The organism is Chryseotalea sp., assembly GCF_057350905.1.
Map to the genome: position 1 here is coordinate 816,732 of NZ_JBMRCF010000001.1, position 12,639 is coordinate 829,370.

Sequence of the window (12,639 nt, forward strand, 5' to 3'; positions counted from 1 at the left end):
CTTTTTAGACTGGTTTTTAAGTTATGGCCCACTATTTATTAGGAATCGATGTAGGAAGTTCCTCTGTAAAAGCATCGCTTATAGATGCTGACACGGGCAAATCTGCTGGATTTGCTTTCTCCCCCCAGCAGGAAATGGAGATCAGTAGTCCGCGCCACGGCTGGGCGGAACAAGACCCTAATGGCTGGTGGGAAAATGCCGTTACTGCCGTGCGCGCCATTTGCAAACGTGCAGATGCTAAGCCTGATTCAATTTTGGCCATTGGTATCTCTTATCAAATGCATGGTTTGGTGGTGGTCGATAAAAAAGGTGAGGTGCTACGTCCTGCCATTATCTGGTGTGATAGCCGCGCTGTTAAAATAGGAGAGGATGCCTTCAATCAGCTTGGTGAACTTTATTGTATGGAGCGCCTGCTGAATTCACCAGGTAATTTCACAATAGCCAAATTGAAATGGGTAAAGGATAATGAACCCTCTATATATAATAGTATACATAAAGTAATGCTACCCGGTGACTACCTCGCCTTTAAGCTGACGGGAAGAATTGCCACCACTGTTTCAGGTTTATCGGAAGGCATTATGTGGGACTACCAGAAGAAAACAACACCCGAGCGGCTCTTTAATTATCTGGGCATTGACCAGGCCCTGGCCGCAGAAGCCTTACCCACTTTTTCAGATCAGGGGCGCTTGTCAGCTACAGCTGCAAGCGCGCTGGGGCTAAAAGAAGGAGTGCCCATTAGTTATAGAGCTGGCGACCAACCAAACAACGCCTTCTCCTTACACACACTTCATCCGGGTGAGATTGCTTCCACGGCTGGTACTTCTGGCGTTATCTATGGTATCGTGAAAGAACCACTTGCCGACAAGCTTTCGCGTGTAAACACTTTTGTACATGTTAACCATACCGAAGAAGATAAACGTTATGGTGTACTCATGTGTGTGAATGGTACTGGCATTATGAATAGCTGGCTGCGTAAAAATCTGTTTGCAGGACAAAACATCAGTTATAAAGACATGAATGCGCTCGCCAACCAGGCGCCTATTGGTGCTGATAAACTGCAAGTGCTTCCTTTCGGTAATGGTGCTGAACGTATCTTCAGAAATAAAGACATTGGTGCCAGTTTTAACGGACTTGATTTGAATCGTCACGGCCATGCGCACTTATGCAGGGCTGTGCAAGAGGGGATTGTATTCGCACTTGGCTATGGATTTGAAATTTTAAATCAATTAGGTGTTGAGTCTAGTGTAATACGTGCCGGTCATGCTAACATGTTTCTCAGTGATCTATTCTGTGAAACCTTTGCTAATGTTACAGGTGCACGGCTGGAGTTATACAATACGGACGGATCGCAAGGTGCTGCGCGCGGTGCCGGTATGGGGATTGGTCATTATAAAAATACAAACGAGGCCTTTAGTAGTTTAAGCTGCATAAAAAGCTTTGAACCGGCTGCGGCTACGCAACCTGCCTATATTGAAGCTTATGCTGAATGGAAAACAATTTTAACTAAACAACTTGAAAACCAGTAGAACCACTCATTATGAAAACAACAAGTAAATTTTTTAAAGATATCCCTACCATAAAATTTGAAGGAAAGGAATCTAAAAATCCCTTTGCGTTCAAATATTATAACGCCAAGAAAAAAGTAGGTAAGAAAACCATGGAAGAGCACTTACGTTACGCAGTGGCCTACTGGCATACCTTCTGTGGTACTGGTGGTGATCCTTTTGGCCCAGGTACGAAAAATTACCCATGGCTTCAGCACAGCGACCCGATGCAACGCGCTTACGATAAAATGGATGCGGCATTTGAATTTGCTGCCAAGCTTGGAATAAAATTCTATTGCTTCCACGATTATGATTTAGTAGACGAAGCACCAACATTGAAAGAATCTGAGCAGCGTCTGGAAAAAATTGTAGACTATGCCAAACAAAAGCAGAAAGCAAGTGATCTGCGATTACTTTGGGGTACAGCCAATTTGTTTTCGCATCCACGCTACATGAATGGCGCAGCCACTAACCCGAATTTCGATGTGGTTTGCCACGCAGGTCTACAAGTAAAGAATGCACTTGACGCAACCATTGCATTGGGTGGTGCTAATTATGTATTCTGGGGTGGTAGAGAAGGTTATATGTCGTTATTAAATACAGACATGAAACGCGAGCAGGAGCACCTCGCTAAATTCCTGACTGCGGCACGGGATTATGGAAGGAAGAATGGCTTTAAAGGTACTTTCTTAATTGAGCCTAAACCGATGGAGCCATCAAAGCATCAATACGATTTTGATTCAGCTACAGTAATTGCCTTTTTACGTGAATTTGATTTAATGGATGATTTCAAATTGAACATTGAAGTGAACCATGCTACGCTGGCGTTACATACTTTCCAGCACGAACTGCAAGTAGCTGCCAATGCTAACATGTTAGGCAGTATTGATGCTAACCGTGGCGATTATCAAAATGGTTGGGATACCGATCAGTTTCCGAACAACATTTATGAGCTTACTGAAGCCATGTTAGTGTTCTTGCAGGCCGGTGGATTAAAAACAGGTGGTATCAACTTCGATGCAAAAACACGCAGAAATTCAACTGACTTGAAAGACATATTCTATGCACACATTGGTGGCATGGATATGTTTGCCCGAGCGCTCCTTACCGCACAAGCAATACTGGACGATGGCGAATACATGTCATTGCGCAAAGAACGATATGCATCATTCGATAGTGGTAAAGGTAAGCAGTTTGAGCAGGGTAAACTTGGTTTAGGCGATCTGCGTTCTCTTGCCTTGAAAAATGGTGAACCGGAAGCACTGAGTGGCAAGCAAGAATATTATGAAAACCTGATTAATCAATTTATTTAAAGAGCTTGAATTTGATTGGAACAACAGCGTTTATTCATGCGATATAAGTAATTGATTTTATTGCACTTATGTTGCTTCAAGTTGTATCGATTTTAGTAGACTGAACGGGGGGGCTTTTGTTAGTTTAGCCTCCCCAATTGGTTATCTTAAAAACTACCTTCTCCGCTTTCATACGAATCGTTAGTATCTTTGTGTTTCCCATGAGTTATGCGCAAGGCTACCAACAACGATAAACACTTCATTCTGGATTTACTCACGCAATCCTTTAACGATAATAAAAGCGTTAACTATGTAGTAAAGCAAGATCAGAAAAGGGTAGAGCGTATCAGAATGCTCATGGACTACTCTTTTAATATGTGCCAAGCCTTTGGTGAAGTATGGATTGATGACAATCATCTGGCTTGTGCCCTTGTTTTATTGCCTGATAAAAAATATTTTTCTTTTCAAGCACTTTTCTGGGACCTCAAATTAGCGATTGGCGCCATAGGGCTTAATCGCGTTAAACTTGTAATGGAACGTGAAGCAACCATCAAGGCAAGTTACCCTAAAGATACAATCGCTTATTTATGGTTTGTGGGAGTGCATCCAATGCAGCAGGGAAATGGAATAGGCACCTCTTTTATGAACGAAGTACTTATGGAATATGAAAGGGTGCATAGGCCAATTTACCTGGAGACATCCATGGAAAGAAATCTGCCCTTTTATTCTAGACTGGGTTTTGAAATGGTGAGAACTTTTGATTTGGGTTATACCCTATATCAACTGCGTAGGATATAGTTGGTCACATTACAAACTATTGATTATTAGAAAGCATTGAATGCTTAAAACTGTTAAAGCAGAAAGATTCAATAAAAACTAGGTTTGCATTAATAAGATCAATTCAGTTTGTTTTCCTTATAATATGCGCTTTTAAATGAAAAGTATTCGAATATCAGAATGATGGGTTTCGAATTTACTATTATAGCCTACGCAAAGAAGTAGTTACAATACCGCAAAGTATTCATCACTTGAAATGACAACCATTTGGTTTCCACGATATTCCGAGATTTCATGTGTAATCTTAAGAATTCCTTCATCTTTTGTATAATGATAGATGAAAGCTTCATATACCGAAGCAGTACTGCCTGGTCCTGGCGTTCGAAGCATGTTTACTGATTCGAAATGAGCAGTTCCAATATCAATTGATTGTTCACAATTTTCAGGAAGGCACTCAAGAAAGTATTCATCGTTGTATGAGATGTCTGCACCTTCTGGTAACCAGTCTTATTCTCTATCAAAATCAAGCCATGTATAAAACATTATTTTCTTAGTATATGGATTAATAACAAGAGTTGGAAACAATTCTTGCCGGGTTGCTGAATTAAACTCTATAATCTTTAATTCAATATTCTTCCATATATCACAACACTCCCCACCGCACATGCTGTAATCAAAGTCATTAGAAAATTCGGAAACGCTAACCGTGACTTCGTCTATTGTATTGTTAACATTATTCCGAAATTTTAAAACCTGTTGATCATGATAGGGTACAACCTGTCTATCCTTATCTGTTAATTTATAATACTCTTTTTCATCTTTAGTGCAACATTGGTATAACATGAATGTTGCCAGTAGGGTAAGAATTATACGGATCATAGTAGATTATACACTGTTTGGGTCCGAAAAGTTGTTAGTTATTTAAAGAAGAAAAAAAAATGTTGAGCTGGACTATAACTTATAGATCTTGAATATTCATATCTAAATTATTTTAATGTAATTAAAAATGAATGATTACGATTCTCTTTTTTGTTATGTATAATCGACAATATTTTTTCTCAAGATTAATGATGCCACAGAAAATGATAATTCGCTATTCGATAGTTTAAACTATTGCTCGTTTATTCGTATCGACACTTATGCTCACGGTAGAAGGATGATTTTTTTAATCTGCAAAATAAATTCGTCCTATTCATCAGAAAGGTTAATAACCATCTTCTATTCTTTATTTTAATAGATGGTGTTGTATACTTGATTTACAAATAGCAATTAACCTTTCAACAACTTTCAAAGTAGTAAATAATATTAAATTGTTTAAATAGTACTTAAGCATCATTTTATTGAATCACCAATGATTTGTGTAGAAACACTTATTCCACATTGAGCTTAGATGATCATGCTCTAAAGAACTCGATTATACACACGCAAGAATAATTCAGTACTAAAGTACTATTCCGTTTTTTTTACTTTCTAGTGAAGTTGCCAATCATTATTGACCAATTTCTATGAAAGCAATTCTACACGAAAAAAAACTGACACAGAAAAGAATACGAAGCTTGTTGGCATTAGCGCTTACTTCGTTACTTGTTTTGTTTACTTCAGCAACATCAAAAAGTATTAGGGACAAGGCTGTCATTCTTGATAACCCTTTGCTTTTTGCCCTAGTTCCACCCCCAATGCACACAAGTACTTCGTATGGTCATCAAATGGAAACATTTGGCAACCATTTAACGGATATGGAATCTGCTCCCAGGGGAGGCGATTTGTGTTTGATGAACACTGATGGAACAATACGATTTCTTACAGCAGAAGCCGGTTTTGGTGTTGCCAGTGGGCAAATCCAAGCCGAAAATGCCATTGCTGTTCGTCAGCCAACCATTCACTGGAGCGGTAAGCGAGCTTTATTCTCAATGGTTATTGGTGGCCCTTTGAGAAGATTTGATATTTCATATCAAAGTAATAAATGGCAGATTTACGAGATCACTAACTTAGATGCAGTTGTGCAGCAAGGCCAGGTTGCAAATATTGTAAAAGTAAGTGGACAACCTGACTACAATAATATTTCACCAATTTACGGATCGGATGATCAGATTATTTTTACAAGTGATGCCCCTCTTTTTAATTTGACACATGCCTATCCTGCCTTAGACGAATATGAATCAACACCGATTAACACTGGAATTTACAAGTTAAATCCAGTAACAGGGACTGTGGTTCACCTCAGTCACTCACCCAGTGGTGACACTGATTTGTTTTTAGCTTCGGATGGTCGTATTCTATCTACACGTTGGGAGCACCTAAAGCGAGATCAACAAGCGGATGAAACAAGGTTTGGTTCTAATGATTATCAGATTAAAACATTTGCTAGTGAGGCAGCCAATGCTCAGCCCATTGTAGCACCTCAGATTAAGGACGGCAAACCTTTTGCCGATGCAAGGGGTGTTCCGTATGAGCTTTTTCCTGAAGCCTTATCTGCGGAAGATCCAACACGCGATCCCAATGAATCACTTCATGATTTTAACGAATTTTTAATTTGGGAAATGTCGGAGGATGGAGAAGGTCACCAGACGATGAACCATGCCGGTAGACATGAATTTGGTGGATTGTATCTGGCACCTTCGAAAAAAGATGATCCTAATCTTAGTGAAAATTTCTCAAGCCTTACTAAGAACAAATACCATGGTACTGTTAGCTCAGATGCCGGTATATTTCAATTAAAAGAAGATCCACGACCTGGCAGACAAGGAACTTTTTATGGAACGTGGTCCAGAGAATTTAAGCGATTTGCATCGGGCAGAATTTTTGAATTTACCATGCCCATAGGTTTTAACCCGCAGGATATGGAAATAATTGACTGGACAAATGCTGCCATAGATAATAGTGCTAACAATAAAGGTCATTTCCGCAATCCTCTGATGCTTATGAACGGCACTATGTTGGTTTCATTTGCTACTCAGTCTGATTTATTCAGTTCAACTAAACCCTATCATTTTCAAATTGCAAAAATGATAAAGGCAAATGCAACCCCTGGTGATACTGAACATATAGCAGGTGAAAGATTTACAGGAAATGGTATTGAGAGAGAAATTGTATATCACAGCGATGCAGCAACTCCATTACGCACTTTTGTGAAAATGAATGAAGTGGACGTTGTAGAAATTACCCCCCGTAACCGCCCCACTAAGATTCCTTCTAAAATTGAAGATATTGAAAAGCAGGTAATTGCAGAGGAACAAGTAAATGAAGAGGAACTTCGTACATGGATGAGAGAAAGGAACTTGGCGTTAATCGTGATCAGAAATGCGACTGAACGCGATGCAGCTGATCTACAGCAACCCTTCAATTTAAGAGTACCTGGAGGCGTTTCAACTATACCTAAGCAGGGTAAAGTATATGATATTTCGCACTTTCAGATTTTTCAGGCAGATGTTGTACGTGGCTACAGACAAGGTAAACCAGGCAGACGTGTGTTAGCAACACCCATGCATAACACTCCGCAGAATACGAGCATAGAAAGTACTAACCTGCTTGATCCCAATGCACCAGCCGGTAGTGTAAAAATTGCAAGTGATGGATCAATTGCAGCCTTTGTCCCTGCTACCAGAGCGATGACTTGGCAAACACTTTCTCCAACTAAAGAGCCAATTGTTCGGGAAAGACAATGGGTAACTTTTGCACCTGGAGAAGTAAGGACTTGTGCTGGTTGCCATGGTATTAATGGAAAGTCTAAGGCGAATAATGATGTTCCTCAGAACAAACCAGAAGCACTGCGTGAACTATTGCGTGTTTGGAAAACTGATTTAAATGACCTTGTCACCTCAATTCCAAATGGTGAGACCAGCGCAGATGGATTCCGTTTGTATGCTAACTATCCAAACCCGTTTTCGATCTCTACAGAAATAAAGTATGCTATTGAAAAGAGTGCACATGTAACGTTGCGCATTTACAACACGACCGGCCAAGTAGTATCTGTTCTTGTTAACGGAAGGCAGGAAGCAGGAATCCATAAAATAATGTGGAATGCAAAGGAAAGTGTTAAAAATGGAAGTCTGACAGGAATGTATATATGTTCACTTGAAGTAGCAGGCAAAGTCATCTCAAATAAAATGTTGGTCATTGAATAATCTGAAATTATGAAAAAGTTAATAAGCCTGGTCTTTATAATAGCATTGGCATTTACGTTCGCTTGTCAACCTGACGAAAAGAAAGAAGTTGATCTTGATAAAAATGCACTCATTCTGGGTAGCTGGAAACTAATTGAAACCAATGACCCTGCTGGGGTACCCCCAAGTTTAATTTATACATTTAGTGAAAATGGCATTTTCAGCGCAAGTCTTACCACCCACGCGGGTAGCAGGACTAACAGCATTACTGATGGTACATGGCGCTTTGTGGATAAGCAACAAATTCAGCTCGAGATAGTTACTGTTACCGCAGAGATATCAACAATTGACATTCTCAATGAATCAACACTTAAATTGAGAAAAGATGATATTTCCAGGGTGATGATTAAACAATAAAACAATTCTGTTCTTGAATAATCTGATAGAATCGAAGCGTTTGCTGTTTCACAAACTTGGTTTAGAGGATCATGAATACTTCCATGAGCTGGTAACTATTCCATTGGTTCGTAAATACTTGTTTGATGATCTCATTCTTTCTGAAGAAGAGACAGGTAGCTTGTTGCAAACCAATGAGCACCTCTTTAAAACAAAGTCGTTGGGGCTTTGGAAGATTTTAGAAAAGAAATCCCTTGTTCCTGTGGGTGTTGTTGGCTTATGGTTCTTCTTTGAAGAGCCACAAGCACAACTGCTTTATATACTTTCCCCAGAACATACCGGAAAAGGATACGCAACTGAGGCTAGTGCTGAAGTTATCAAATATGCCTTAACTGATCTCAATTATAAGTATGTAGATGCTTCATTTGATCTATTAAATATCAATTCAAGGATGGTTTGCGAAAGACTGGGAATGATGAAGTTTAAAGAATTGGAGTGGGAAGGAAAAAACTTGTTATTCTACAGGATAAAAAGAGTAAGGAGTACATGATGTAGACTATTCTCTTTATTTAAGTACAATTAGAATTAGTTGTCAACAGGTTGAAAGAGAATAACAAAAGGACAGAGATAAAAGAGATAGTAATCATTTTTTAGTTTTATAAATTTCGGTTGTTTTATTTAATGAAGAAGGTTTCCCAAGAGGGAACCTTTTCGTTTTAATGGAGATCTGCCTGAATTTTGTAATTTTTTTTCTGTAAGTATTAAATATAGTATAATGTCAAAGTTTACTTTAAATATTAGTAAATGATGGACGTACTTCTTATATCATCCTAAAGTACTATGTTATATTTCTTGCTGTCAATATATTTTGCAAAGTAAAATAAGTACTTATTTTAGCTTATTTACAATCAGCAAAAATTATGAATTTTAAAATTTTTAACAATAGTTTTATCCGATGTAATACGTTATAAAATTGGACATATACTCTTCTTCATGTATAACATTTTAACGCAGTGGGTTATGAATTTAATCTTGGCATCTTTGTAATGAATTTAATTAGCATGAACTATGCTAACATCATATTTATTGTGCCTACACATTCTAGACCATAAGGTAAGATTCTATATGTTTAATTGTTTTATTCTGAATAACCTATAGTATTGGAAAAAATGATAAATTAAATTTCAGCTTTGAAAAATACAGCTATTGAAGAAAAATCAACTGGTAATACTAGGAGGACTAGACTACTTTACATCGCTATATTAATCTTGACCTTTTGGACAGTCTACGCCTACATTTATGATGCTAAGCTGGATCTTAATGGGGATAATGCGAATTATATTTTGTTGGGAAAGTCTATATTATCTGGTAAAGGATATGTTAACATATTTACTGCTGAGCAAACACCCAATAATCAGTTTCCACCCGGATATCCTGCTTTACTGAGTATAATTATGTTGTTGGCCCCTAACAGTTTGTTCGCTATAAAAATTGTTAATGGCCTTTTCTTATTGGGGACTGTCCTTCTTTTTTTCTTCATTCTTATCAGACTACTACGTAATCAGAATGTTGCCTTTGTTTTCACTCTATTTTTATTATGCAACAGTCATCTACTTCGATATGCAACCATAGAGATGAGCGAGATACCATTTCTATTCTTTTCAATGCTTAGTCTGTTTTTTTACGGTAAAGTTGATTTTAGTTCAAAAACATATTTTGGTTTAAATTTTTTGTTGTCGTTGAGCTTATTGCTTATCGCAATATATATCCGAGCATTAGGGATAGCATTGGCTGGTGCATATGTATTAGATATGCTAACTAAAAAGAGAATAAAACATGTGATTGTATTAGCCGTTTTTTCAAGCATTTGTCTACTTCCGTGGCAATTGCGATCAAATCTTCTTGGACCCAGCCAGTATTCTAGAGCATTAATAGCAAAGAATCACTATGATCCATCCTTAGGCAGAGCCACCTTTTCAGATATAACAATAAGAATTGGTGAAAATGCAAAGAGATACGCTTTTAAAGAAATACCATATGTTCTATTCCCACATAAAGAGGCAAGATATGATACAACGACAACAAACGAATACATTTTTGGGTTCCTGGTTATTCTAGTTATAGGCTTTGCATTTAGTAGGCCATTTCCATTCCGGAGGCTTATAGGTATATACTTCATTACAACTTTTATAATTTTACTCTTATGGCCAAGCATGTGGATTGGAGTCCGTTTTATTCTAGGCTTTCTGCCAATATTAATTTTTCTGCTAGCTGTGAGCTTTTTGAACGTACTACATTGGATAACCATAAAAACTAAAATTAGACTTGATTCAACTGTATTCATTCTTTTAATTTTTCTCTTACCCTATTTTACCGAGATTAAAGAATTACACAAACAAGCAGTTGCGCAATACCCCAATAATTGGCGTAATTATTTTTCTATAGCTGAATGGGTGAAAGCCAACACATCTAAAGAAGCAATAGTCTCCTGTAGAAAACCTGAATTATTTCATCTTTTCAGCAATCGATTAACAACAAATTATAAATTCACAAAAAATGCTGAGGAGCTACTAGGGGATTTGCGAAATAAAAAAGTTAGTTACGTGATAATAGATAATCTCGGGTACGCCTCCACACAAAAATTTTTAATTCCTGCAATAGAAAAGAATATACAGTCTTTTTCAATCGTTCTACATTTCAAAAACCCCGATACTTATCTATTAAAAATTAATCAATGAAAAAGTCATCAGATATTTTATTGTCAGTAATCGTGCCGGTCTACAATGAAGAAAAAAGTATTTTACAAGTTCTTAACAAAATAAAATCTGTCAAATTCCTGGAATCAGTTAGGATGGAAATCATCATTGTGAATGATGCTTCGCAAGATGCTACTGAACAAATAATTTTTGATTTTATAGACGATAATTATGGTGTACATATAAGTTATATAAAATTAAACAGCAATATGGGTAAAGGTGCTGCAATTCATGAGGGTATAAATGCTGCAAATGGTGATTATGTTTTAATTCAGGATGCAGATCTTGAATATGACCCTGAGGAAATCAATCTTTTGCTAAAGCCGATTATAGATGGCCATGCAGATGTTGTTTATGGCTCACGTTTTTTAGGTGGAAAAGCGCACAGAGTATTATTTTTCTGGCATACTTTTGGGAACAACTTTTTGACTTTTCTTTCCAATATTACAACAGGATTAAACCTAACAGATATGGAAACTTGTTATAAGTTAATCCCAGTTAAATTAATGCAGAGTCTTAATCTTACGGAGAAGAGATTTGGATTTGAACCAGAAGTAACTGCTAAAATATCAAAAGTACCTCAGTTAAGAATCTACGAAGTAGGAATTTCATATTACGGTCGCTCTTTTAATGAAGGAAAGAAGATTGGTTGGAAAGATGGAGTCAGGGCTATTTATTGCATTTTTAAGTACGCTTTTTATAAGCATCGCAATTTAAATGAGCATAAGCTTAATGTTAAGAAGGTGGATGAACTAGCTGTTTTTGAGAATACTTGACAGATAGTGAAATGGCAGGAAACGTCTTTTAGGTGATGGGTTATTAATTATATCTTTCTGAATTTTACGTAATTAGTTAAAAAGAAGCAGGTTCCTTAAGTTGGAACCTGCTTCTTTTTAATGGAGATCTGATTCTTTCACGCAGTTCATCACAATGGTTTAAACTAAGAAATTCTACTTGATCTCGTCAAATATGTTGACAAGCTTGTCAGGCATTGAGAAAAAGGGTGAATGACTGCTGGCAAGCTTATAGATTTTTTTGCAAGGAACATTTGTAGAAATAAAAGTATTATCCATGTTTTTGCTTTCTGTGCAAAGGATGTAGTACTTCGGGATAATTCCATAAATATTATCAGTTAAAATAACAGGTGTTGCCAACGGAGCGATGGGTTCTTTTGTCATTTTTGACACTGCCATCTTTTTGTCATCATCAGAACAATCATGATAGAAAAGTTGCGCAGCCATGGTAGGATTAATAAAATTTGTTTTATGATCATCAGCCGTAATGATGTTTCCAACAATGTCTGATTTACCTGAGTTGGGTGGCAAATTTTTCATTGTTGCCTCAACTAAGGAAAATAATGATTCTCCATTTTTCGGAAGAAAAGCATCGAGATAGATTAATGACGATACTTTTTTGCTACCCAATTTTTCTGCAGCCTGTGAAATTACCATCCCCGCCATGGAATGGCCTACTAATATTACTGAGCCTTCCTGCTCATTGGTGGCTTTAATTACTGCATTTACATAATCATCGAGGCTGATATCTGCAGTACGACCTATATCGCCACCATGTCCAGGCAAATCAATAGCAATTGCTTTATGCCCCTTAGCCTGTAGCAAGGGTACGACTTTATCCCAACACCAGGCACCATGCCATGCACCATGAATCAGAATATATGTTTTACCGCCTTGGGAAAATGCATTGTTTGTCATTGTAGCAAAGAATAAAGTGAAAAATAAGATTGACTTCATAATTTTAATGGATTATAAGC

11 protein-coding genes are annotated in these 12,639 nt (G+C 37.4%); 8 read left to right on the top strand and 3 right to left on the bottom strand.

Annotated elements, in window-relative coordinates:
* The first annotated feature begins 23 nt into the window (after nt 1-23).
* The 3 genes from ACO1XM_RS03625 to ACO1XM_RS03635 all read left to right on the top strand — a co-directional run bounded on the left by ACO1XM_RS03625 (nt 24) and on the right by ACO1XM_RS03635 (nt 3,634).
* A complete protein-coding gene (locus ACO1XM_RS03625; protein WP_486225914.1) occupies nt 24-1,526 on the top strand; it encodes a xylulokinase in 1,503 nt (500 codons plus the stop codon).
* An 11-nt stretch (nt 1,527-1,537) separates the two neighbouring features.
* The gene (gene xylA / locus ACO1XM_RS03630; RefSeq protein ID WP_486225916.1) at nt 1,538-2,857 is read left to right on the top strand and encodes a xylose isomerase; all 1,320 of its coding nucleotides are present in this window, start codon (nt 1,538-1,540) and stop codon (nt 2,855-2,857) included.
* 207 nt (nt 2,858-3,064) lie between these two features.
* On the top strand, nt 3,065-3,634 hold the full coding sequence (locus ACO1XM_RS03635) for a GNAT family N-acetyltransferase (protein ID WP_486225918.1): 570 nt from the start codon (nt 3,065-3,067) through the stop codon (nt 3,632-3,634).
* Between the two features lie 204 nt (nt 3,635-3,838).
* On the opposite strand, the gene ACO1XM_RS03640 is transcribed toward ACO1XM_RS03635, so the two are convergent.
* Nucleotides 3,839-4,003: a hypothetical protein gene (locus ACO1XM_RS03640; protein WP_486225920.1), complete on the bottom strand. Its 165-nt coding sequence runs from the start codon at nt 4,001-4,003 to the stop codon at nt 3,839-3,841.
* A 117-nt stretch (nt 4,004-4,120) separates the two neighbouring features.
* Nucleotides 4,121-4,492: a hypothetical protein gene (locus ACO1XM_RS03645; protein ID WP_486225922.1), complete on the bottom strand. Its 372-nt coding sequence runs from the start codon at nt 4,490-4,492 to the stop codon at nt 4,121-4,123.
* 626 nt (nt 4,493-5,118) lie between these two features.
* On the opposite strand from ACO1XM_RS03645, the gene ACO1XM_RS03650 reads away from it, so the two are divergent.
* The 5 genes from ACO1XM_RS03650 to ACO1XM_RS03670 all read left to right on the top strand — a co-directional run bounded on the left by ACO1XM_RS03650 (nt 5,119) and on the right by ACO1XM_RS03670 (nt 11,644).
* Nucleotides 5,119-7,737 (top strand): HzsA-related protein, encoded by a 2,619-nt coding sequence (locus ACO1XM_RS03650; RefSeq protein ID WP_486225924.1) that lies wholly within the window; start codon nt 5,119-5,121, stop codon nt 7,735-7,737.
* Between the two features lie 9 nt (nt 7,738-7,746).
* Nucleotides 7,747-8,133 (top strand): lipocalin family protein, encoded by a 387-nt coding sequence (locus ACO1XM_RS03655; RefSeq protein WP_486225926.1) that lies wholly within the window; start codon nt 7,747-7,749, stop codon nt 8,131-8,133.
* Nucleotides 8,134-8,146: 13 nt separating this feature from the next.
* Nucleotides 8,147-8,662: a GNAT family N-acetyltransferase gene (locus tag ACO1XM_RS03660; RefSeq protein ID WP_486225928.1), complete on the top strand. Its 516-nt coding sequence runs from the start codon at nt 8,147-8,149 to the stop codon at nt 8,660-8,662.
* Between the two features lie 640 nt (nt 8,663-9,302).
* Complete coding sequence (locus tag ACO1XM_RS03665; RefSeq protein WP_486225930.1) at nt 9,303-10,850, top strand: glycosyltransferase family protein; 1,548 nt, start codon at nt 9,303-9,305, stop codon at nt 10,848-10,850.
* Nucleotides 10,847-11,644, top strand: a complete 798-nt coding sequence (locus ACO1XM_RS03670; protein WP_486225932.1) for a glycosyltransferase family 2 protein — start codon at nt 10,847-10,849, stop codon at nt 11,642-11,644. Before ACO1XM_RS03665 ends, ACO1XM_RS03670 begins: the two co-directional genes overlap by 4 nt.
* A 174-nt stretch (nt 11,645-11,818) precedes the next feature.
* On the opposite strand, the gene ACO1XM_RS03675 is transcribed toward ACO1XM_RS03670, so the two are convergent.
* Nucleotides 11,819-12,619 carry an alpha/beta fold hydrolase gene (locus ACO1XM_RS03675; protein ID WP_486225934.1) on the bottom strand — a complete coding sequence of 267 codons (801 nt, stop codon included), beginning with the start codon at nt 12,617-12,619 and terminating at the stop codon, nt 11,819-11,821.
* Between the last annotated feature and the right edge of the window lie 20 nt (nt 12,620-12,639).

Excerpts from the sequence above, each read along its gene's own strand:
- ACO1XM_RS03640 (WP_486225920.1), bottom strand. The coding sequence starts at position 4,003 with ATGCTTCGAACGCCAGGACCAGGCAGTACTGCTTCGGTATATGAAGCT.
- ACO1XM_RS03675 (WP_486225934.1), bottom strand. The coding sequence starts at position 12,619 with ATGAAGTCAATCTTATTTTTCACTTTATTCTTTGCTACAATGACAAAC.
- ACO1XM_RS03655 (WP_486225926.1), top strand. The coding sequence starts at position 7,747 with ATGAAAAAGTTAATAAGCCTGGTCTTTATAATAGCATTGGCATTTACG.
- ACO1XM_RS03670 (WP_486225932.1), top strand. The coding sequence starts at position 10,847 with ATGAAAAAGTCATCAGATATTTTATTGTCAGTAATCGTGCCGGTCTAC.
- xylA (WP_486225916.1), top strand. The coding sequence starts at position 1,538 with ATGAAAACAACAAGTAAATTTTTTAAAGATATCCCTACCATAAAATTT.
- ACO1XM_RS03625 (WP_486225914.1), top strand. The coding sequence starts at position 24 with ATGGCCCACTATTTATTAGGAATCGATGTAGGAAGTTCCTCTGTAAAA.
- ACO1XM_RS03635 (WP_486225918.1), top strand. The coding sequence starts at position 3,065 with ATGCGCAAGGCTACCAACAACGATAAACACTTCATTCTGGATTTACTC.
- ACO1XM_RS03650 (WP_486225924.1), top strand. The coding sequence starts at position 5,119 with ATGAAAGCAATTCTACACGAAAAAAAACTGACACAGAAAAGAATACGA.
- ACO1XM_RS03645 (WP_486225922.1), bottom strand. The coding sequence starts at position 4,492 with ATGATCCGTATAATTCTTACCCTACTGGCAACATTCATGTTATACCAA.